The following is a 20,940-nucleotide window of genomic DNA, read 5'->3' on the forward strand; positions in this document are numbered from 1 at the left end:
GTTCAGCGGTGGGCGTCCGCTTGCGAGAGCGGGAACGCCGCTTGCACCAACCAATGCCCGCGACACGTAGTTTGGACCATGATGCGCGGGCAGCCTGGCGATGGAGGCTAGATGAAAGGCAGACGGGTGGCAAGTGCTGGCGTGGCAGTTGTTCTGGTTGCCCTCGTGGCCGCATACGGCGGACCCGACGCGTATGCGCGGGAGCCCGCGCCAGATGCCGTGACAACGCCCTTCACAACCGGCAGCGATACCGCGGCCGCCGCGCGCGGCGCGAAGCTCGCAGCCATTGGCAATTGCGTCACGTGCCACACCGCGACGGGCGGCCAGCCCCTCGCGGGCGGTCTGCCACTGCAAACACCCTTTGGCGTCATTTACTCGACCAACATCACCCCGGACGACGAAACCGGTATCGGGGGTTGGTCGCTCGACGCATTCGCGCGCGCAATGCGGCGCGGCGAGTCCGGCGACGGCCATCTGCTCTATCCGGCGTTCCCTTATCCCCACTTCATGCACATCAGCGATGCCGATATCGGCTCGCTGTATGCGTGGCTGATGAGCCGCGCTCCCGTCAACGCTCGCGCGCCGCACAACGAGCTGATCTTCCCGCTCGGCTTCAGGCCGATCATGGCCGTGTGGAATCTTCTCTACCTGCATAGCGGTGCCGAAGCGGCGCCGTCCCCGTCGTCAGAAGCGCCAGACGTCGCACGCGGACGTTACCTGGTGGAAAGTCTCGGTCACTGCGGCGCGTGCCACACGCCGCTCAACCGCCTCGGTGCCGAGCGGCGCGACCTCGCGCTGCAGGGCGGCACGATCGACGGCTGGGATGCTCCCGCGCTCACGGGTCTCGCGTCAGGCCCCACGCCGTGGACCCAGGCCCAGCTCGTCGGCTATCTGCGCACGGGCCTCGCGAGCGCCCACGGGGCGGCAGCGGGTCCGATGCGCGCCGTCACGCGCATGCTCGCCGATGCATCCGCCCCAGACGTCGAGGCGATTGCCGCGTATTTGCTGGCATTGCCATCCGGGGGGCCGAGCGTGCCGGAACATGCCGTCGCCTCGCCTCCCGCTTTCGCTCCGGCTTCCGCGTCCGCCGCGCGTGTTCCCGTTTCCACCGCGCCCGGCAACGGCGCGAATCTTTTCGCCGCGGCCTGCGCATCGTGCCATGCCGAAGGCGCGCCGATGTCGATCGACGGCGCTCGACCGTCGCTGTCCCTTTCCACCGCCGTCAACGCCGACAGCCCACGCAACATGGTCCGTATCATCCTCGAGGGAATCGACTGGCACGAAAGCGATAACGCGCTCTTCATGCCATCATTCGCCAACACATTCACGGATGCGCAGATAGCGGAGCTCGCCAACTTCACGCGCGAACGCTTCACTAGCCGCGGCGCGTGGCCCTCGCTCGACGCCGGCGCAGTTGCGCAATTTCGCAAGGACGGCCAGCCACGATGATCACGCTCAACGTCAACGGTGTCAGTCATACGGTCGATGTCGACCCGTCCACGCCGCTGCTCTACGTGCTGCGCAACCAGTTGCAGCTCGATGGCGCGAAGTTCGGCTGCGGTCTCGGTCAATGTGGCGCATGCACGGTCAGCGTCGGCGGCGAAGCGGTGTTCTCGTGCCTGATGCCGGTCGTGGCCGTTGGCGAGCGGCCGGTGCGAACCGTCGAAGGACTCGGCACCGCGCAACATCCCGGACCACTTCAGCAAGCCTTCATCGACGAGCAGGCCGCGCAATGCGGCTACTGCATCGCCGGCATGATCATGCGCGCGCACACGCTGCTGGAGCGAACCCCGCACCCGAGCGATGAACAGATCCGCCGCCACATGCAACCGAACCTGTGCCGCTGCGGCACGCACATGCGCATACTCGCGGCGATCCGGCAGGTCGCGACGGGGTCGCCGCGCGCGGACGACGGAGCACAGTCATGAGCGACGGCCGCCGATCCCCCGTCACTGACGACGTCGGCCCCGCCGACCCCGCGCGGCGCCGCTTCGTCGTCGGCGGCTCGCTGATGGTGAGCTTCGCGATCGTGCCTGGCATCGCCGCGCTCGCGCAAACCACCACCGAAGCGGGCACCTTCAACGCGAGCGCGCCGAAACTGCCCGGCAGCCTCAAGAGCACGCCATTGCTCGATGCGTGGATCAAGGTCGCCCCTGACGGCCACGTCAGCGTATTCACGGGCAAAGTGGAGCTCGGCACGGGCATTCGCACCGCGCTCCTGCAGGTCGCCGCGCAACAGCTGGATCTCGCGCCTCATGCGATCGAGCTGATCACAGCCGACACCGCCACCACGCCGAACGAAGGCTACACCGCGGGCAGTCACACGATGGCCGACAGCGGCACCGCGATCCTTAACGCCGCGGCTCAGGTGCGCACGCTGCTCGTCGCGAGCGCGGCCTCGCAACTGGGCGTCGACGCTGCGTCCCTCACGACACGCGACGGCGCCATCATTGCCGCCGACGGCAGACGCGTGACCTACGGCGAAGCCGTGCAACACGCGGACCTCCATCAGAACGCACAACCCGGCGCGCCGATAAAGCCGCCATCCGCCTACACGCTGATTGGCCAGATGCTGCCGCGCGTGGATATTCCGGGCAAGGTGACGGGCGGCGCGAGCTATGTCCAGGATCTGCGGCCGCACGGCATGCTGCATGCGCGGGTCGTGCGGCCGCCGTCTTATGGCGCGAGCCTCGTTGGAGTCGATAGCGGGGGCGTCGAGACGCTGCCGGGCGTCATCAAGGTCGTGCGCAACGGCAACTACCTCGCGGTGGTCGCCGACGACGAATGGCGCGCGATCCTCGCGATGCGTGAGCTTGCGCTCGCCGCTCGTTGGCAGCCCGGGCCGCCCCTGCCCGATCCGGCGAACGTTCACGAGTTGCTGATGACTCTGCCCGTCCAGGAAATCGCAGTGGCCGATCAGGACGCTGCGACCGGCCCGGCCGCGCCCGGAGCGACACTTCGGGCGCGCTATTCGAGGCCGTATCTGACGCATGGCTCGATTGGGCCATCGTGTGCTGTCGCGCAGCTCGACAACGGTGTGATGACCGTGTGGACGCACACGCAAGGCGTCTATCCGCTGCGTGCGGGCATTGCCGAAATGCTCGCCATGCCGGCCGACCAGGTGCGCTGCGTGCATGTAGAAGGTTCGGGGTGCTACGGACACAACGGCGCGGACGATGTCGCGGCCGACGCCGCCCTCATCGCACGCGAGCTGCCTGGCCGCCCGGTGCGCGTGCAATTGATGCGCGAACAGGAACACATGTGGGAGCCGTTCGGCCCGGCGATGACAGTCGAGGCGAACGCGACGCTCGATGCGGCAGGCACGCTTGCCGACTGGCGTTACGAGCTATGGAGCAACACGCATAACAACCGCATCGAGAATGCGGGCCGCCTGTTGCCCGCGCAGCTCCTTGCGCAACCGTTCACTCCCGCGCCGCCGAAGCCGATTCCGATGCCGGAAGGCGGAGGCGACCGCAACAGCATTCCGCTTTACCGCGTGCCCAGCCTGCACGTGATGCATCATTTCGTGCCCACGATGCCGATTCGCGTCTCCGCGATGCGCTCGCTGGGCGCGCACATGAACGTGTTCGCGATCGAGAGCTTCATCGACGAACTCGCGAAAGCGGCACACGCCGACCCCGTTGCGTTTCGCATCAATCATCTCGACGATCCGCGCGCACATGACGTGATTCGCGCCGTGGTCGATCAATTCGGCTGGCGAGCCCGCACCGCGCGAACGGGCGGCTCGAGCCCGCGCTCGCACGGCACCGGCTTTGCGTTTGCCCAATACAAGAACCTGATGGCCTACCTTGCCGTCGCGATGGACGTGACGGTCATGCGCGATACCGGCGAGCTCAGCATCGAGCGCGTCGTAGCAGCCGTCGATTGCGGACAGATCGTGAATCCGGACGGCGTGCGCAATCAGATCGAGGGCGGCATTTTGCAAACCACGAGCTGGACGCTCTATGAAGAAACGCATTTCGACCGGCAACGCATTACGAGCTTCGACTGGAGCACTTATCCGATCATGCGCTTCTCGTCCGTACCCAAACGCGTGGACGTGCTGTTGATCGACCGGCCGGGCCTGCCATTTCTCGGGGTTGGAGAAGCGGCGCAAGGTCCGGCCGCCGCGGCGCTGGCGAACGCGATCGACGACGCGACTGGTGTACGGATCCGCGACTTGCCGTTGCTAGGACCGAAGGGAAGGAGCGAGCTTAAGGCATGAGGCTTTCGTTCCGCGTCCCGTCATGTCCGGTATTCACGCAAGCCACGCATGTTCACAAACGATCGCGACGCGCGCAATCTTCGGCGCGGGCGTCGCGACCGCGCTCAGTTGTGGGTGGACGGAAACGCGAACGTCGCGCGCGCGCTGCCATTGCCATGGACGTTCACGGACTCGCTTCTGGTCACGCCGCTGTAAGTGGCGCTGACCGTATAGCGCCCTTGTGGCAACCGCACGAGCATGTACGGCCCCTTCGACGTGGTATCGAGCACGGTCGCGCCGCCAGCTTTGGCGATCCGCACCTGGACGTCGGCCACATAGCTCGCACCGGGTCCGGTGAACTGCAGAGACAACGGCCACTGCCTGCGCGCCTGTCGCAGCGCGGTCGACTCGTCGCGACCGACTCCGCCGGACACGAACGATATGCCGCCCTGCTGCTGCGTGGCTGGCATGCCGGTTGAATGGATCTCGCTGGCGGCCTGCGGAGTTGCCGTCTGCGCCACTGCGACGCCTGCCTGAACGAGTGTGAACGCCGCGACGAGCAGGGTCGACGCGATCCGGGGAGCGTTTCGTTGCATTTTCATCGTGACTGCTCCTTACAGTATTGCCGACTGCCGGTTAGAGTCCGTGCCCGGCCCGTCGGACGGAAGAACGCTTGCAATACCGGTTTGCGCAGCGCGCACGCGTGGCATGCGAATACCCGCGTAGGCGATCGCCACCGTCATTGGCGGACTTACTTCGCATAATAGAACATTGGGCGCGAAGTTGAGTGTAGGCGCACCAGGTGTCACTGCCATGTACGCCCCGCAATTGTTCCACGGGATCAGCGAGCCTGTGGTCGTGGCCGAATCAGCAACGGAACGGTCGATTCCCGGGCCAGAACTGATAAGACATTCATGAGAACCTCTCTGCGAGACGTCGCCTCGATCTTGTGACACCCGTTCAATCGTCTATGTTCAAAGAGACGCAATTGTGCGGACCCGCTGCTGAGGTCAGGAGGACGTCGCCATGTCTATACTCGCGCGACGGGCAAATCGTGGACGCAGCGATTGCGGCTCCAGTCACTCGCTCCAGCGTCCACGACGAGTGGGTCAAAGATTTCCGAAGCAAACGTATTTAGCTTCGAGATATGCTTCGATTCCGGAATGCGCTCCCTCACGCCCCATACCCGATTCCTTGATCCCACCAAACGGTGCTACCTCGTTGAACACGAGGCTATCGTTGACGCCGACGACGCCGGTCTCGAGAGCCTCCATCACACGGAAGGCGCGGCTAATTTCCGAGGTATAGAAATAGGCGGCAAGGCCCGTCCGCGTATCGTTCGCTTGATCGATCACTTGCGCCTCGTCGGTAAAGCGAAGCACATTCGCAATCGGCGCTAGAACTTCGTCGCCGCAAACGCCCATCTCCGGCTCGACATTCGTCAGCACAGTGGGTCGGAAGAAGTTTGATCCGGGAGACAAACGCGACCCGCCAGTCGCGATCGACGCGCCCGAGCGCACCGCGTCGCCAACCAGATTTTCGATGCGTGTCACTGCGTCATCATTGATGAGCGGTCCGATCTGAGCACCTTCGGAGAGGCCGTCACTCACTTTCAATGCGGCTACTCTGGATACGAGTTTGGAAACGAAGCTTTCGTAAACATCTTCGTGCACGAAGAATCGATTCGCGCACATGGCTGCCTGGCCAGAGTGCCTGAAACGCGCATCGAGCGCTCCTTTGACAGCCAGATCGACGTCCGCGTCATTGAACACAATGAACGCACAGTTCGCTCCCAGTTCAAGCGACACTTTTTTGACCGTTGAAGAGCACATGGCCATCAAACGCTTGCCATCTTCAACGGCCCCCGTAAAAGAGATTTTTCTGACTTTCGGGCTCGACGCGAGCGCGAGGCCGATTGAATCGCTTGCGCCTGTGAGTACCGATAGCACGCCTCTGGGCACACCTGCGCTTTCGCCGAGCAGGCATAGCGCAAGCGCCGAGAATGGGGTCTTTGGGTCGGGATGATGTATTACGCTGCAGCCTGCGGCGAGTGCCGCTCCCAGTCGCCTCGCGACCATCGACGACGGGAACGTCCAGGACGTGAGGGCGCCGCACACTCCGATGGGCTGATGCAGCACCCGGATACGCTGATTGCGACGGGGCGCGGGAATGTTGTCGCCGTAGATCCGGCGCGCTTCTTCGCCAAACCACTCGAGGTAGTTTGCGGCTTGCGATATTTCCGAGCGGGCTTCGTGCAGAGGCTTGCCTTGCTCCAGGCACAGGATCATTGCCAGGTCCTCACGATGAGTGAGGACCAGTGCCGCCCACTCCTTCAGGACGGAAGCGCGTTCACGGCTGCTCCAGTCTCGCCACTCCTGAAATGCGGCCGCACTGGATGTAATAGCATCTTCCACGTGTTCCGCAGTGACTTGCGGTACCGAGCCTAGCGTTTCCCCCGTTGCCGGATTCGTGACTGCAATCCTGGGAAGATCCGTGTCATCGACCCATGAGCCGGCGACGTAGGCCGATTGCTGGAAGAGACTTGAGCACTGGAGTTTCATGTGTGATCCCCACGCTGCTTGTTGCACCTTGATGGTGTCCCGGCAATTCGACGGGCGACTTGCCGGAATGTTCCGACGGATCAGCGACTTCGATTCATCGCCCCCCGTCCATCTGCTGCGTTGCTACGTATGGTATCGAAATCCGCCCGAGTCTGGAGGACCGCTCCGCCAGACCCTGCCGCGAGAATGAATCGAGCGCCTGGCCTGACTGGCTTCCTGTCAATCAACCAAATAGCTCCGCGGCATCCTGAGCGACACCAAACAGACGATGATCCCCAATGCCGAAACGTACCAGAAGAAGCTTGATTCGACACCTGCGGCCTTCATCGACAGCGCGGCATATTCTGCCGACCCACCAAAGATGGCATTTGCGATCGCGTAAGGCAGACCGACGCCGAGCGCGCGAACTTCCGCGGGAAACAGTTCCGCCTTCACGATTCCGCTAATCGACGTGTAAAGACTCACGACCGCCAACGCTCCCACGATCAATACGAAGGCCAGAATCGGATCATGTAGCCCTCTGAGCAGCGCGAAGAACGGAACGGTCCCGCAGGCTGCAAGAAGGCCAAACAGCATCATCGAGCGCCGCCTGCCCATGATGTCGGATAACGCGCCAAATGCGGGCTGCATCAGCATGTAGACGATAAGCGCCCCGGTCATTACCGCGCTTGCGGTTTTCGCGGGCATGCCGACCGTGTTCACGAGGTATTTCTGCATGTACGTCGTGAACGTGTAGAAGACGAGTGACCCGCCGGCGGTGAACCCAATGACGGTCAGCAGCGCACGACGATGCGCAACGAGCGCCTTGAGTGAGCCGGCATCCTCACGGTCTCGCGTATGAGCGGTAGTCGTTTCATCGAGCGAGCGGCGCAGGTAGACAGCCACAATCGCGCCGACCGCCCCTAGTCCGAACGGTATCCGCCAGCCCCAGGTGGTCAGCTGCTCGTTCGTAAGCCACCTCTGCAGCAACACTACGACGAAGAGCGCGGCGACCTGTCCACCGATTACCGTCACATATTGGAAAGAAGCAAAGAAGCCGCGCCGGCCCGGTTGCGCAACTTCACTCATGTACGTCGCGCTCGTGCCATACTCGCCGCCGACCGACAGGCCCTGCAAGCAACGCGCGAGCAGCAGCAATGCGGGTGCCGCCGCGCCGATTTGCGCATAGGTAGGCATCACGGCGATCGCGAGAGAGCCGCCGCACATCATCAGAACGGACACCACCATCGCTTTCTTACGGCCGGCCCGGTCCGCGAGACGTCCAAAGAACCAGCCGCCGATAGGCCGCATCAGAAATCCGGCCGCGAAAACTCCGGCGGTGTTGAGGAGTTCGGTCGTGCGATCGCCTGACGGAAAGAACGCGTGGGCAAAATACAGCGAACAGAACGAGTAGACGAAGAAATCGAACCACTCGACAAGATTGCCGGAGGACGCGCTGAGAATGGCGCGGATTCGCCGCCGCGTATCTGCTGACGTAGCCGTCGCGTCGAACGGCAAATAAGGGGTTTTCATCAATGTCTCCTGGATCAGAAGGCCATTGCCGCGGTCTGCCGCCGCTTTATGGACCGTTCCATTGATCAGATATGCGAACTGCTTTACTCCTGCGTTCGCGCATTGTGTTCTACAGTCGACAGCATCGGCTGACACCGCGAGGTCTCTTCAAATGCGGCGAGATTGCCTCGCCTTGAATACACGCCCAGCCACTGGCAGCGCCGCAGCCCGGATTCGTTGCCGCCCGAGTCGCTACTTCAGCACGAACGGATTTCCGTTCGGCGCGCCCGTGTTGATCCACACGCTCTTGGTTTGAAGGTACTCGTTGATTGCATCGATACCATTCTCACGTCCGAGGCCGGAATCCTTGTAACCTCCGAACGGCGACAGATAGCTGACCGCGCGGTACGTGTTGACCCACACGGTGCCCGATTCGATGCGCTCGGACATGCGGAACGCGCGGCCGATGTCGCTCGTCCACACGCCGGCGCCGAGACCGAATCGCACGTCGTTTGCAATTGCAACGGCCTCCTCTTCCGTCTCGAAGCGAATCACCGACAACACCGGGCCAAAGACTTCTTCCTGCGCGATCCGCATGCTGTTGTCGACACCTGTGAAGATGGTCGGCTCCACGAACCATCCGGACCCGCATTCAGGACCTTCAGCGACCTTTCCGCCCAGCGCCAACTCGGCGCCTTCGCCACGCGCGACTTCGATGTACCCGAGGACTTTTTCGAACTGCGGCCGCGTCGTGATGGGGCCGACCTGAGTCTCTACGTGCATGGGGTTACCCATACGCGCGGTCCGTGCGAGATTGACGACACGCTCGACAACTTCGTCGTGGACTTTCGCGTGCACGAGAAGTCTCGAACCGGCGATACATGTCTGACCGGTTGCGGCGAAGATGCCCGACACGGCGCCGTTGACGGCATCATCGAGGTTTGCGTCGTCGAAAATGACGTTCGGCGATTTCCCACCCAACTCCAGACCGACGTGCTTGAAGTCACGAGCGGCGGCCTGGTTGATCTGACGTCCCGTTGAATCAGCGCCGGTGAACGTTATCTTGCGCACCAGAGGATGGGAAACGAGTTCGCTTCCGACCTCTTTGCCGAACCCGGTCACGACGTTGACGACACCCTTCGGGAAACCCGCCTGCTCGAACAGCTCGACGAGTTCGAGCGTCGATGCCGAAGTGAACTCGGACGGCTTGATGACTGCGGTACAACCCGCGGCGAGCGCCGGAGCCAGTTTCCACGCAAGCAGCATCAACGGCGAATTCCACGGCGTGATGATCCCGACCACACCCAGCGGCTCGCGACGGGTGAAGTTGAAGTAGCCCTTCTTGTCCAGCGGGATCACACGGCCCTGAATCTTGTCGGCAAGGCCGCCATAGTAGCGATACCACTGCGGGAGATACTGCGCTTGCGCATGCATTTCCGCATAGAGCTTGCCGTTGTCCCGCACTTCGATTTCCGCAAGGCGTGCTGCGTTCGCGGCGATGAGATCCGCGATTCGGCACAGCAATGCCCCCCGCGCGCTCGCGGACAACTCGCGCCACGCTCCCGTCGAGAAGGCCTGATGCGCGACTTTGACGGCGCGATCCACGTCCGCCTCGTTACCGCGGGCGATCTCGGCCCACGGCTCGCCCGTGAACGGGTTGTCGGTGGCAAACCAGGCGCCGGACTTTGGCTCGCAGCGTGCGCCGTCGATATAGTGGTAGTAGCGTTCCATAGCGGCCTCTCGACGGACGGATTAGAAGGGTTGATAGCCGAGGCTGGCGCGGAAACGGTTCTTGATGAACACGCCATCGCGGGCGGGCAACGCGCGCGGCGGTTCCTCGGTGCCGATATGCACTTGCGCGAACGCCGTGCCGCGACGGCTGTTGACGCGCTCGATCACCTGCGCGACGTCGCGGCCATCCCTGACCTCGAACGAGTCGGCGAGGCCGAACCCCTTCGCGACGGCGACGAGGCTCGTGCCGAGGCTCGAATGACTTTGCTGCATGCCGGTCTCGCCGTAGTGCCCGTTGTCGAGGACGACCACCGTGAGATTTCGCGGTTGCTTCGCGCCGATCGTGCCTAGTGCGCCGACACCCATCAGCGCCTCGCCATCACCGGTCACCACGACGACGGATTTATCCGGTTGAGCGAGAGCCAGACCGAGTCCGAGAGCGGCAGATCCGCCCATCGCGCCCCAGAGGTAGAAGTTCTCGTCGCGCTCGCCTGCGGCGAAGACATCGTAGGACGGCGAACCGAGGCCGGTAACGACGAGAGCCTGTGGCACACCGGCCAGCAGCTCCGCGACGAATTTGCGCCGATCGATCGACGGCGTGTCTTTCACTTGTGTCATCACTTTCTCTCCCACTTCTTGCGGCCAATGAGGCTTTGCGACAGCAGCACAGCAACACGCTCCCCAGCTTCGAACGCGGCATCGAACCCCGCGCTCACGATTTCCTCGACCTCCTCGGGCGTGTTGGCGCGCAGCACGGTAATGCCCATCAGCTCGAGCGCCGCCTGGGTCGTTTTGCCCATCGGGCCCTGCCATGGGTTGAACTCCGCGTACTCTCCCCGCATGGTGACCAGGGTGAAGAACGGGAAGCGGCAGCTGCCCAGCAGCGAGAACATGTTCACGCAATTGCCGACGCCGCTGCTTTGCATCAGCAACACCGCGCGCTTGCCGCCGAGCCATGCGCCGCTCACCACGGCAACACCTTCCTCCTCGGTGGTCAGGACGACGTCCTCGATTTCAGCGTCTTCGCGTGCACGGCGAATCACGTGGGAATGTCCGGCATCGGGCACATAGGCGACCTGTTGCACGCCGCCTGTCTTCAAGACCGAAAAAATGGCTTCCTGCCAGGCCGGCGGATGCCCCACAGCGGTACTCATACTTGCGCTCCTTAACAAAGTGGCGGGGTCATCATAAAATGAGATACGAAGTGGCTACCAATAGACATTCGTGATTCAGAAATCACGAAACGGCATGGCTCGGCTTGGGTTATTTCGCATGGACATCAAACAGTTACGAGCACTGCTCGCCGTGGCCGAGACCGGCAGCGTGACCCGCGCTGCCGGCCTTCTGCATATCGTTCAGCCGGCTGTCTCGCGGCACCTGAAGCTGCTGGAAGAGGATGTGGGTGCGCCACTCTTCGACCGTGGCAGGTACGGGATGGAGCTAACCGAAGCCGGCGACATCCTCGTCGAGTACGCGCGGCGCGCGCTGTTCGAACTCGACCGGGCACGCGCCGAAATAAAGCCAGCCATGGGAACGGTTTCGGGCGTAGCGACGATCGGTCTGCTGCCGAGCACCGCGAACCTGCTCGCCGGTGCACTGATCAGCGCCGCGAAGATGCGCTACCCCGGCATCCGCATCCGCTTGACGGTCGGCTATGCGGGACATCTTCAACAATGGCTGGAATCCGGAGAAGTCGACGCGGCGTTGCTCTACAACCCGAAAGCGCTCCCGGCCATCAATGCGCGCCCGCTGCTGGAAGAGCAGCTTTACGTCGTGGGACCCAACGACTCGTCACTCGAGCCTTCCGTGGCAGTCTCGTTCGCGGAGCTGGCTCAGTGGCCGATGATCCTTCCGAGCGCCCCCCATGGCATTCGAAGCCTGCTCGATCAGGCGTGCCTGGACTCGGGCGTCGAGCTGGACCTCGTGACGGAGACGAACTCGATGGATGTGCAAAAGGCGCTGGTCATGACGGGTCACGGCTTCACGATCCTGCCCGCCATCGCCGTGCGCGACGAGCTGACGCGCGGAGAACTGAAGGCGGCTCCTCTCACGAAGCCCGACTTACGACGGCAGATCGCACTCGCATTGCCCAATACCAGGCGCGTCACCGCACCCGTGCGCTGCGCGACCGAAATTCTCGTGGAAGAAATGAAATCCGCGGTTGAACGAGGGGAGTGGCCAGCGCAGTGGCTTTAGTTTGACGTCACGCTATCGAGGGACGGCCGCTGCAAAGCTTTGCGGGCCGGCACACGACACATCGTGTCGGCGAAGCACCTCGAGGTTTTGGTTGCCTGCCAACGGTCTGCTGATCCCGTCGAGTATTGATGGTGTCTTGCTCCTGCCCGTCAATCGGCGCACGATTCTATTCGGCGAGCGATTCACCTGCGCAACAGCTGAACCTCAGCACACAGAATTTGCGACACCTCCTTGGCCCGACACGCTTCCTGGCAGCGATGACAGCCTGCTCGTCAATTCGATCATTGAAGGGGATCTCCTACCGTGTTCAATATCCTCCTCGTTCCGCTCGACGGCTCGCCGCAGAGTGCCCAAGTCGTCGAACTGGCCGGCCGCGTGGCGGCGCCAGGTACGGCAGTCGTACACCTGCTATGCGTTGTCGACCCATCCTACGCATTGCCCCCTGGTTGCGAGAGCGGTGTCGCGCCAGATGGCCTGACCTATCCGCCCGCACACGCGCAAACATCTTTCGCAAAGTCTGTCCTGGCTGCCGCGGCCAGGCAGCTTGCCGATCGGGATCTCAAGGTGGAACAGCACTTCTGCGCGGGAAATCCGGCCGACGTCGTCATTGAACAAGCCCGGCTGCTGACTGCGGAGGTCATCGTGATGGGACATCACCATTTGTCACGGCTACGCCGCTGGGCCAACCCGTCGACCTCGGGAGAAATCATCGAACGGTCGCGCTGTGCGGTACTGATTGAAACCCGGGACTAGGGCCAGGCTCATGACCCTGGTCAGCCGGCAGCTAATTTCGTTTCCCGCCAAAACTGAATGACGTGGTGAACGCCATCACGCTGCGGACGGGCCCGATGACCGGATGGCAATCCGCCGGTGGTGGACTGCCAGCGCTGCCTCGCCGCCGCTCGTGGCGTGAAAGAGTCCAAGCTGCTCGAACTCCTCTTCCTGCAGCGGCGTAATGGCGATATCCGTGTAGGCGTAACGGTCCGCCGCCTTCATGACTTCCCTGAGGGTAGCCTCTGTCCTGAGGTAGAAGCGCAGATATTTCGTCAACTTGACAGCGGTCTCGCTCCAGTAGCGCGGATAGAAGCGAAGCCGAGATTCGACCGGTAGCCCCCAACGGCGGTCACGGCGGTGTTTCATTCGCAAGGCTCCCCCTTCGAGCGGATGCACACCCTCGTGTTCAATCATCAGTCTGAACCAGGCGATGGTGCGCATGATCGTCTTCGGTCGGCCGTTCGGGATCTGCGCTGCCCGCTTGACGATCGTGCGGATGTGCTCGTACGAGTAAAACGCGCTCCACGCGCACCGATACGCTTCTTCCCATTCAGCGTCCGACATTTTCGAGTGGTGCGTGACCCGGTGGTTGGTGTCGTATTTGTTGATGTCCGGGTCCATCCATTCACCGTTCCTCACCATCGTCTGATGATCCTCGGAGCCAGGAAGCGGGGTGAGCATGAAGAATTCGAGAATGTCGATTGGCAATTCGCGCTTGATGATCTCGATGTCGCGCAGGATCGATTCTTTCGTGTCTGCCGGGAATCCGATGATATAGCCAGCGTAGGTGATCGCACCGTGGGTGCGCCACTTCTGCAGCATCGCGCGGTATTCGGTGATCTTGTTCTGCCGCTTCCTGGCCGCGATCAGATTCTCGGGATTGATATTCTCAAGCCCGATGAACACGCGACGTACACCCGCACGCGTTGCCTTCTCGATGAAGTTTGGAATCTTGTGACAGAGCGTGTCGACCTGGATCGTGAAGCCGCAGTGAATGCCTTGCTTTTCCCGAAGTTCGATGACGCGGTCGAGAAGGATTTCCCAGTCGTGATTGCGGGCGAAGTTATCGTCCGTGATGAAGAACCGGTCGATACCCTGTTTTGCGTTCTCGCGGATGATGTGTTCGAGATCGTCAGGGGTACGAAAGCGACTCTTGTGCCCCTGCACGTTGATGATGGTACAAAACGAGCACTGATACGGGCACCCACGACCGAGGTCGACCGACGTATAGGTACCTGCCGTGCGTTCGATATGCTTGCGCGGCAAGAAGGGCTGGGGAGCACCTTCGAGCGAAGGTAACGTGTCCATGAAGTTATACAAGGGCTTCATGGCACCATTCCACGCGTCGAGAAGGACCTCATCAAAACGCCGTTCCTCGGCCTCCCCAGCGAAGAGCGCCACACCCATTGCTTGCGCTTCCGTAAGCTCGGCGGGCATCTCGGGCAGCATGGAGATGCAGCCGGAAACGTGGAAGCCACCGATCGCAACCGGCAAGCCTGCGGCACGGAACTGGCGGGCGAGGTCGAGTGCGCGCGGGTACTGGTTCGACTGGACACCGACCAGACCAATCATCGATCTCCCGCCCTTTGCCTTCAGGTCACGAATGATGCGCTCTGGCCGCACGCGCTGGTTGGTTTCGTCGCATGTTTCGATTTCGAAATGCACGCCGGGGCCCAACAGGTTTCGCTTTCGCGCGTCGTCAGCGAGCGCATACATACAGGCGAGGGTATTGGAAGGCATGACCGAGCGGAGCCACTGGATCGGGTAGCCATCGTCGTCGTAGTGGGTCGGCTTGATGAGGACGAAAGAGAATCGGGAACCGTCAGAAATCGAGTAGATCGTGTCCATGGTCTGCTCTGTCGCCCTGTCTGGAAGTCACAAAACCGTGAAGGAAGTCCGTCTTCCGAAATTGAAGATGGATCGTGAGCTGGCATGCAGTACAACAACGCGCATCCTACCCGCCTGGGCTCCTGCTGTGTTGACAATTCAATTCCGCAGGCACCAGGTTTCCGGGATTGGGATCCCGCTGGTGGCAACTCAGGATCAGCTGGCTCCTTCTCGTTAGAATGGGCAAAAGCGAAAGGACGCAGCGCTTGCATGCGATCCTCGAACAGCTTGAGACGCAGCACCTTGCCGGAGTTCGGCCGGTCTTAGCTCTTTACTGGCCCGTACCATTACGTGCCTGTGCGATTGCCGCGTCGCGCTCCTTCGCTGCTGCCGCTTTCTTGCTATCAAAAACCTTCTTCGCAGCAGCAACCTTTCGATCGTATGCTTTGTTGGCAGCATCGATTTGCATATGCATCTGCACGATCGGATCAGTGCTTCCGCTCGGTGCGGCAGTACCCTGTGCCCAGCCGGTCGAGGAAACCGCTGCCGCAGAGATCATTGCAATTCGGATAATCTTCTTCACGATACTCTCCTGTCTTGAAGCAGCTTCCTGACTTCGATCTGTCCAATGCCCGCTCAAGGCCGAACCATCGACCACGAGCTGTCCGGATCAAACTTTGCGAGCGTCCGCGCAATACGGGCGCCCTGCGGTCCCAGATCCTTCTCGTAAATTTGGCCGTCCTGATTGACCATGAAGCTCATCACGCCCGTGGAAGCATAGTCGACGGGCCACGCGACCAGCGCATAGCCGTTCTGTAGCACACCGTCCTGCAGATAGCTCCGCGCGCCGCCTTTGGCATGAGGGCCCTGTGCTGTCAGGATCTTGTAGTGATACCCGTGATAACCATCCCTGGCGATCTCGTTTGATTGCGACATGACCGCCGCGAGCGGCCCCAGCGGACTTGGTTGCTCGCCGGGCTTTGGTGACCAGTACAAGCCGTCCCGTTGCCCCGGGCTACTCACGAAGCGCTGCGCGTAGTGACTCATCTGCTGGTGATACTCCTGCTGCGCATCGAGATAGGCCAGCGAGGTCAGCATGGCCGCACGCTCGTTGTGTCCGACCCGGCGCGTCAGAATTTCCTGGCGGCCGGCTCGCGGGTCGAAACGCCAGCCTTTGTCAGTCTTGATGATCGGGATCGGCAACAGCCAGCCGCTTTCACCAACCGCCAGGTGCGCCACCTGATGCCCGCCTTCCTGTTTGGAATCGCTGACGATCTCGTGCTTCTGCGACCACGCGGCGAGGAAGTCGTAAAGGTCGCCCCTGTCGACGCTTTTCGCCGAAATGAAGCGCTGGTAGTCACTGCCTAACACGTGCCGCAACGCTTGCGGATCGTTACTCGAAAGCGCATCGACAAACGCACTGGCCGTGGCCTCCGGCGTAGGGTAGACAGCCTGCGCCTGAGCGCCCGACGCGCTGGCAAGCAGGACGAGAGCCGCACCCAGTTGACCTATGAGGAGCTTCCGACTGTGCCCCGTAACGGCGCCCGCGCACTTGTTGCGAGGTATGGTGTTGCAGTTCATCAGGCACTCTCCTCGATTTCCACTTCTACCGGCGAAAACGACCGCCTCCGAACCCGCCTCCGCCAAACCGGTCCCCGCCCCCGAATCCTCCGCCACCAAAGCGGTCGCCACCGCCGAACCGGTCGTCGCCGCCGCCAAACCGGTCGTCACCGCCAAATCCGCCCCCACCAGATCGGTCATCGCTGAAGTTGTGGCTCGCAAATTCATCGTGGCTCGTCTGGCCTCGCTGCATGTCCTGACGTTCCGCGTCGCCATCGCCCGCGCCGCGCAAGGCACTATCGCGATTGGCATAGTCAGCGCTGTTATGCAAATCTCCACTGCCGCCGGACTGGTGCATGTCCTGAAAGCGCTGATTGGCCGAGCCACCGAGATTTTGGCCGGTCCGCTGGTCCAGCGTCTGCATGGCCTGCTCCCGTGAGCCGTCGTACCCGCGGAAGGCATTGTGATCCGCACTGTTAAAACTGGACGTGTGTTGGTCGAACGAAGCGTTGCGGTTCCAGTTCGTCGTGGTACTCGTCGCATTGATCCGGTGGTTGACGTTGAGATTGTTGAAGTTGTTGACGTTCACGTTGACGCTGTGATTCCCCCAGTCGAACCCGCCCCATAGCGCGCTGGTGACCGCAACGCCGGCACCGAACGCGAGGCCGGCGGCAAAGCCGTTCGCGACCGCATATCCGGGCGGCGGCGGCAGGTACACGGGTGGATACGCGGGATAGAGCCAGGGTCCGTAGACATAGGTGGGGTTATAGGCTGGCACATAGACCACCTGCGGGTTCGCCGGCTGGATCTGGATGGTATTCTGCGCGACGATCACGTGCTGCTGGTCATTCGACTTCAGGTTCCCAGCCTGCTGCGCCTGCTTGCGCAACCGTTGCACGGAGTCCATCACATCGCCGGACTGTGCGAGAAATGCATCGCCGAGCTGGCTTACCCAGTCCGGCTTCGATGCCATGGTCGCCAGCACCTGTGGAAACGCGACGAGCGACTGCACGCTCGGGTCCCACGGTTGCGACGCGACTGCCTTCACGGCGACATCGCCCTGCATTTTGGAGTTCGCCTTCGACCACGCTGCCGCTTCCTGCACTTGCTGTGGAAAGGTCGCCGCCATCAGCACCTGCGCGAGCAGTGCGTCGGGATAGAGTGCAATCGGCGCGGTCAGTGAATCGAGTTGCTGGTTTGTCAGCTTCACCGCCCCCTGAGCCCAGACTGGGTATGCGGGCGTGATAGTCAGCATTGCCACACTCGTGGCAAATACGGCGCAAACCACCAAGCCGTGTCGTATGTATCGCCATAACCGGTTCACGATCGGACCCTCCAGCTTTCACCAAATTGTTCGATACCGGGATTCTGCGCGGCACTCACGTCAGAACCGTACGCGCACGCCTGCAAACGGGCCGGCGGTTCTGATGTTGTAGTAAAAGGAGGACGTGTTGTAGTCCTGCGCGAGAATGCGGTAGCCCCCGCTTAGATCGACGTTCTTCGTCATGTTCCAGAACAGCACACCCACCAGTTGCCACGAGTATCGGGTGCCGCCCGTGCCGGCATCGGCATAGCCCATGACCGACCATGTGTCGGTGAAACGATATGTCGCGCGTACCCCGACCAGCCCGTCGACCCAGTTGACTCCCTTACTCCGCTCGTCGCCTGCCGGCAATATGGCGCTCGGTGAGAACGACAGGCTCGCGTTGAGGTTGGTATATCGCAATCCGGCCAGCACATCGACCGGCACGCGGTCACTCTGCAGAACCCGATAGGCGCCTGCGACCTCGACCACGCCGTTGTCGAGTTTTCCTCGTGCCGTGCCCAGTTCCCCACCCAGAATCGGATCGGAGGTTTTGGAGACGCTGACGTAAAACCCGTCCACGATGATTCCCCAGCGACCCTTGCGTGCCTCGAAGGTACCCATCACGCCAAAGTCGAGATTTCTCCAGATGTTCGAGAAGCTCGCATCCACGTTCTGGGCCGGAATGGTCTGGCCGATCCGCACACTTCCGCTCTGGCCGGCCATCCAGAGATAGGGTGTGATGGAAAACTGCCACCCGTCCTGGGTCTGCGCGGTCGACGGCTGCTGTGCTTCGCCCGACGAAGCGCACGCGAGCAGGACGACGCCCGTCGCACACTCCCGGTTCAGTCTCCGCCAATTTCGTCGCATTTGATCATCTCACCGAGGACCGCTTTCCATTCGGTCGACGCCTCACATTGCATCCAGTGCAGCGCGCCTGTTTTGAGCATCGATGCAAGGGACGCCTTTCGCCTCTTATCCCCTTCATTAAACGCGTCGTCGGGAACCGGACTCAATTCCGAACGGCCGATCTGCGCAGACTGCGAAACGATCGGATAAAGATTGCTTCCCTGCGCAAGGCGGCGTGCGGCGATTACGTGTGACGAAAGCGGCAAACATAAGGCTGTCGAAACTCAGTTGCGCTTCTGCAATTGCCACTCGCCCTGCCCCTGCCGGCAATAAAGTGGACGCAGGAGCATTTCCTGCCCTTTTGCTTCAAGCTTCACTAAAACCGTTCTGCATGTCTGCTGGCCTTGCGGATGGGTGGCCTCGGGTGTCAGGACTGCGGCGACCGGCACACCGTTTCTTGGTCCCGACTTCCAGTTGCTGGCCTGACCGTCAGGCTTCGTGTTGAGCACGTCGTCGATCGTATGCTCGATCGAAGTCAGATCGCTCTGTGTCACGTACGCCATTGGCGTATCGTGCAGGAAGGCCAGATTTGCGGCCCGCAAGGCATCGTTCATGCCGAACAGTCCCACGAGCGCAATCACGACGAATCTCACGATCGCAAATCGTTCACTACCTTTCTGTGGCATCGGTCGTCCCCTGCTTCCCGGTCCGTGACAGGTCATCGCTTTCGCTCCGAATCAAAGTTCAACGAAGACGTTCTGGTGGGCGAGTGTCTTCTTTGTTCTCGACTCGTGAATCAGTGCCCCTTGCTCCCACCTGCCTCCTCCAGTTGCCGTAACACCGCATCCAGATTGAATGCGGCCGGCTTCTGGCGTGGCGGGAATTTCGTGAACTCTTCAATTTGCCCCGCGACGACCGCCTGCATCGCGTATAGCAGATAGGCGTGTGAAATCACCCAGTCCCAGTACGTGTTCGAGTTCTCGTCTGCACGCTCGAAAGGATCACGCCTAAGATTGAACATCTTGGGTATGCGCAAAGGGACAAACGGTTCGGCCCAGCATTGCAGCTTTGTGGCCCGCTGCTCCTGCAGCACCATTTTCCAGTCCTTCATCCGGACCGCCAGAATATCCCCGTCGTCACTGATGTAGAAGAAGAACTGCCGAGGGGACTCGCTCACCTCGCCGCAGAGATAGGGGAGCAAGTTGAAACCATCGAGGTGTACCTTGAAAGTCTTGCTTCCCGCCTGATGCCCCTGGATAAGCTTTTCCTTGATATCCGGCGCGCCCGCCGCGGCCAGCAGCGTGACCATCCAGTCCTGATGGCCGACGATTCCATTGAGCACCGTGCCCGCGTGGATCTTTCCGGGCCATCGGACAAACGCGGGTACGCGCCAGCCCCCTTCCCAATTGGTGTTCTTTTCCGACCGGAACGGCGTGATGCCGGCATCGGGCCAACTGTTGTAATGCGGTCCGTTGTCCGTCGAATACATGACGATCGTATCTTCGGCGATGCCCAGTTCATCGAGCTTTCCGAGCATTCTGCCGACATTCTCGTCGTGGGCAACCATCACATCGTTATAGTCGCCCTGTCCGCTCTTGCCCTTGTGCTTTTCCGCGCAATGCGTCCTGAAGTGCATCGCGGTCGTGTTGTACCACATGAAAAACGGCTTGCCTTCCTTATGAGCCTTGTCGATGAACGTCAAAGCATGCTCGGTCGTTTCTTCGTCGATCGTTTCCATGCGCTTCTTCGTCAGCGCGCCGGTGTCCTCGATCGTCTGGCCGCCCTTGCCGTCGGAGAAGCAATGCAGCACACCGCGTGGCCCGAAGCGCTTCTTGAATTCAGGCATTTTGGGGTAGTCCGGGTCTTCAGGCTCTTCTTCCGCATTCAGGTGATACAGGTTTCCAAAGAACTCATCGAAGCCGTGCATGGTCGGCAGGAATTTGTCCTTGTCACCCAGATGGTTCTTGCCGAACTGCCCGGTCGCGTAGCCTAGCGGCTTGAGCAATTCGGCGATCGTCGGATCCTCATCCATCAGTCCAATATCGGCGCCCGGCATGCCAACCTTGGTCAAGCCGGTGCGGATCGGATTCTGGCCGGTGATGAAAGCGGCCCGCCCCGCCGTGCAACTCTGCTGGCCGTAGTAATCCGTAAAGGCCGCGCCCTCGTTGGCAATCCGGTCGATGTTCGGGGTCCGGTAGCCCATCTGTCCACGGCTGTTGAAGCTGATGTTCCACCAGCCGATGTCGTCTCCCCAGAGAATCAGGATATTGGGTTGCTTTGTAGCCATGATGCTTCCTTTCCTTTTAGAAGGAGCCAGGTCACCCATGCGACCCTGGCCAGATGACGGCATCGACTGCGGGCGATCCCCACCAGTTCGTCATTCACCTACTTCAATGCTTCGAGCGGAGTGGGAGCAATCGCAGTGAATCTGCACAGGTGTAAAG

18 protein-coding genes are annotated in these 20,940 nt (G+C 61.6%); 5 read left to right on the forward strand and 13 right to left on the reverse strand.

Going from position 1 to position 20,940, the window contains the following annotated elements; all coding sequences use genetic code 11:
• Positions 1-111 precede the first annotated feature (111 nt).
• The 3 genes from EVC45_RS20690 to EVC45_RS20700 are packed head-to-tail and all read left to right on the forward strand — an operon-like array spanning position 112 to position 4,225.
• Positions 112-1,449 (forward strand): cytochrome c, encoded by a 1,338-nt coding sequence (locus EVC45_RS20690; protein WP_129960103.1) that lies wholly within the window; start codon positions 112-114, stop codon positions 1,447-1,449.
• Positions 1,446-1,928 (forward strand): (2Fe-2S)-binding protein, encoded by a 483-nt coding sequence (locus EVC45_RS20695; protein ID WP_129960104.1) that lies wholly within the window; start codon positions 1,446-1,448, stop codon positions 1,926-1,928. Before EVC45_RS20690 ends, EVC45_RS20695 begins: the two co-directional genes overlap by 4 nt.
• Positions 1,925-4,225 (forward strand): molybdopterin cofactor-binding domain-containing protein, encoded by a 2,301-nt coding sequence (locus EVC45_RS20700; protein ID WP_129960105.1) that lies wholly within the window; start codon positions 1,925-1,927, stop codon positions 4,223-4,225. Before EVC45_RS20695 ends, EVC45_RS20700 begins: the two co-directional genes overlap by 4 nt.
• A 104-nt stretch (positions 4,226-4,329) precedes the next feature.
• On the opposite strand, the gene EVC45_RS20705 is transcribed toward EVC45_RS20700, so the two are convergent.
• The 6 genes from EVC45_RS20705 to EVC45_RS20735 all read right to left on the reverse strand — a co-directional run bounded on the left by EVC45_RS20705 (position 4,330) and on the right by EVC45_RS20735 (position 11,141).
• Positions 4,330-4,806: a carboxypeptidase regulatory-like domain-containing protein gene (locus tag EVC45_RS20705; RefSeq protein WP_129960106.1), complete on the reverse strand. Its 477-nt coding sequence runs from the start codon at positions 4,804-4,806 to the stop codon at positions 4,330-4,332.
• Between the two features lie 507 nt (positions 4,807-5,313).
• Complete coding sequence (locus EVC45_RS20715; RefSeq protein WP_129960107.1) at positions 5,314-6,765, reverse strand: NAD-dependent succinate-semialdehyde dehydrogenase; 1,452 nt, start codon at positions 6,763-6,765, stop codon at positions 5,314-5,316.
• A gap of 219 nt (positions 6,766-6,984) precedes the next feature.
• Positions 6,985-8,277, reverse strand: a complete 1,293-nt coding sequence (locus tag EVC45_RS20720; RefSeq protein ID WP_129960108.1) for an MFS family transporter — start codon at positions 8,275-8,277, stop codon at positions 6,985-6,987.
• A 231-nt stretch (positions 8,278-8,508) separates the two neighbouring features.
• The gene (locus EVC45_RS20725) at positions 8,509-9,987 is read right to left on the reverse strand and encodes an aldehyde dehydrogenase (RefSeq protein ID WP_129960109.1); all 1,479 of its coding nucleotides are present in this window, start codon (positions 9,985-9,987) and stop codon (positions 8,509-8,511) included.
• Positions 9,988-10,008: 21 nt separating this feature from the next.
• Positions 10,009-10,605 (reverse strand): thiamine pyrophosphate-dependent enzyme, encoded by a 597-nt coding sequence (locus tag EVC45_RS20730; protein ID WP_129960110.1) that lies wholly within the window; start codon positions 10,603-10,605, stop codon positions 10,009-10,011.
• Positions 10,605-11,141, reverse strand: coding sequence for a thiamine pyrophosphate-binding protein (locus EVC45_RS20735; RefSeq protein WP_129960111.1), 537 nt, complete (start codon positions 11,139-11,141; stop codon positions 10,605-10,607). Before EVC45_RS20735 ends, EVC45_RS20730 begins: the two co-directional genes overlap by 1 nt.
• A 118-nt stretch (positions 11,142-11,259) precedes the next feature.
• Between EVC45_RS20735 and EVC45_RS20740 the strand changes: the two genes are divergently transcribed.
• Positions 11,260-12,183, forward strand: coding sequence for a LysR substrate-binding domain-containing protein (locus EVC45_RS20740; RefSeq protein WP_129960112.1), 924 nt, complete (start codon positions 11,260-11,262; stop codon positions 12,181-12,183).
• A 303-nt stretch (positions 12,184-12,486) separates the two neighbouring features.
• On the forward strand, positions 12,487-12,936 hold the full coding sequence (locus EVC45_RS20745) for a universal stress protein (protein ID WP_129960113.1): 450 nt from the start codon (positions 12,487-12,489) through the stop codon (positions 12,934-12,936).
• 75 nt (positions 12,937-13,011) lie between these two features.
• Here the strand turns inward: EVC45_RS20745 and EVC45_RS20750 are convergent, their stop codons facing one another.
• The 7 genes from EVC45_RS20750 to EVC45_RS20780 all read right to left on the reverse strand — a co-directional run bounded on the left by EVC45_RS20750 (position 13,012) and on the right by EVC45_RS20780 (position 20,783).
• Positions 13,012-14,805, reverse strand: a complete 1,794-nt coding sequence (locus EVC45_RS20750) for a radical SAM protein (RefSeq protein WP_129960114.1) — start codon at positions 14,803-14,805, stop codon at positions 13,012-13,014.
• A gap of 310 nt (positions 14,806-15,115) precedes the next feature.
• On the reverse strand, positions 15,116-15,367 hold the full coding sequence (locus tag EVC45_RS20755) for a hypothetical protein (protein WP_129960115.1): 252 nt from the start codon (positions 15,365-15,367) through the stop codon (positions 15,116-15,118).
• 53 nt (positions 15,368-15,420) lie between these two features.
• The gene (locus EVC45_RS20760; protein ID WP_129960116.1) at positions 15,421-16,365 is read right to left on the reverse strand and encodes a DUF2950 domain-containing protein; all 945 of its coding nucleotides are present in this window, start codon (positions 16,363-16,365) and stop codon (positions 15,421-15,423) included.
• 25 nt (positions 16,366-16,390) lie between these two features.
• The gene (locus tag EVC45_RS20765; RefSeq protein ID WP_129960117.1) at positions 16,391-17,599 is read right to left on the reverse strand and encodes a DUF3300 domain-containing protein; all 1,209 of its coding nucleotides are present in this window, start codon (positions 17,597-17,599) and stop codon (positions 16,391-16,393) included.
• Positions 17,600-17,728: 129 nt separating this feature from the next.
• Positions 17,729-18,517, reverse strand: a complete 789-nt coding sequence (locus tag EVC45_RS20770) for a hypothetical protein (RefSeq protein WP_129960118.1) — start codon at positions 18,515-18,517, stop codon at positions 17,729-17,731.
• A 263-nt stretch (positions 18,518-18,780) separates the two neighbouring features.
• Positions 18,781-19,182, reverse strand: coding sequence for a hypothetical protein (locus EVC45_RS20775; protein WP_129960119.1), 402 nt, complete (start codon positions 19,180-19,182; stop codon positions 18,781-18,783).
• Between the two features lie 110 nt (positions 19,183-19,292).
• A complete protein-coding gene (locus tag EVC45_RS20780; RefSeq protein ID WP_129960120.1) occupies positions 19,293-20,783 on the reverse strand; it encodes an arylsulfatase in 1,491 nt (496 codons plus the stop codon).
• Between the last annotated feature and the right edge of the window lie 157 nt (positions 20,784-20,940).

Origin of the sequence: Paraburkholderia sp. UYCP14C, assembly GCF_004197395.1 — a bacterium.
In the GTDB taxonomy this organism is placed as follows: domain Bacteria; phylum Pseudomonadota; class Gammaproteobacteria; order Burkholderiales; family Burkholderiaceae; genus Paraburkholderia.

Excerpts from the sequence above, each read along its gene's own strand:
- EVC45_RS20690 (WP_129960103.1), top strand. The coding sequence starts at position 112 with ATGAAAGGCAGACGGGTGGCAAGTGCTGGCGTGGCAGTTGTTCTGGTT.
- EVC45_RS20695 (WP_129960104.1), top strand. The coding sequence starts at position 1,446 with ATGATCACGCTCAACGTCAACGGTGTCAGTCATACGGTCGATGTCGAC.
- EVC45_RS20700 (WP_129960105.1), top strand. The coding sequence starts at position 1,925 with ATGAGCGACGGCCGCCGATCCCCCGTCACTGACGACGTCGGCCCCGCC.
- EVC45_RS20705 (WP_129960106.1), bottom strand. The coding sequence starts at position 4,806 with ATGAAAATGCAACGAAACGCTCCCCGGATCGCGTCGACCCTGCTCGTC.
- EVC45_RS20715 (WP_129960107.1), bottom strand. The coding sequence starts at position 6,765 with ATGAAACTCCAGTGCTCAAGTCTCTTCCAGCAATCGGCCTACGTCGCC.
- EVC45_RS20720 (WP_129960108.1), bottom strand. The coding sequence starts at position 8,277 with ATGAAAACCCCTTATTTGCCGTTCGACGCGACGGCTACGTCAGCAGAT.
- EVC45_RS20725 (WP_129960109.1), bottom strand. The coding sequence starts at position 9,987 with ATGGAACGCTACTACCACTATATCGACGGCGCACGCTGCGAGCCAAAG.
- EVC45_RS20730 (WP_129960110.1), bottom strand. The coding sequence starts at position 10,605 with ATGACACAAGTGAAAGACACGCCGTCGATCGATCGGCGCAAATTCGTC.
- EVC45_RS20735 (WP_129960111.1), bottom strand. The coding sequence starts at position 11,141 with ATGAGTACCGCTGTGGGGCATCCGCCGGCCTGGCAGGAAGCCATTTTT.
- EVC45_RS20740 (WP_129960112.1), top strand. The coding sequence starts at position 11,260 with ATGGACATCAAACAGTTACGAGCACTGCTCGCCGTGGCCGAGACCGGC.
- EVC45_RS20750 (WP_129960114.1), bottom strand. The coding sequence starts at position 14,805 with ATGGACACGATCTACTCGATTTCTGACGGTTCCCGATTCTCTTTCGTC.
- EVC45_RS20760 (WP_129960116.1), bottom strand. The coding sequence starts at position 16,365 with ATGAACTGCAACACCATACCTCGCAACAAGTGCGCGGGCGCCGTTACG.
- EVC45_RS20765 (WP_129960117.1), bottom strand. The coding sequence starts at position 17,599 with ATGCTGACTATCACGCCCGCATACCCAGTCTGGGCTCAGGGGGCGGTG.
- EVC45_RS20770 (WP_129960118.1), bottom strand. The coding sequence starts at position 18,517 with ATGCGACGAAATTGGCGGAGACTGAACCGGGAGTGTGCGACGGGCGTC.
- EVC45_RS20775 (WP_129960119.1), bottom strand. The coding sequence starts at position 19,182 with ATGCCACAGAAAGGTAGTGAACGATTTGCGATCGTGAGATTCGTCGTG.
- EVC45_RS20780 (WP_129960120.1), bottom strand. The coding sequence starts at position 20,783 with ATGGCTACAAAGCAACCCAATATCCTGATTCTCTGGGGAGACGACATC.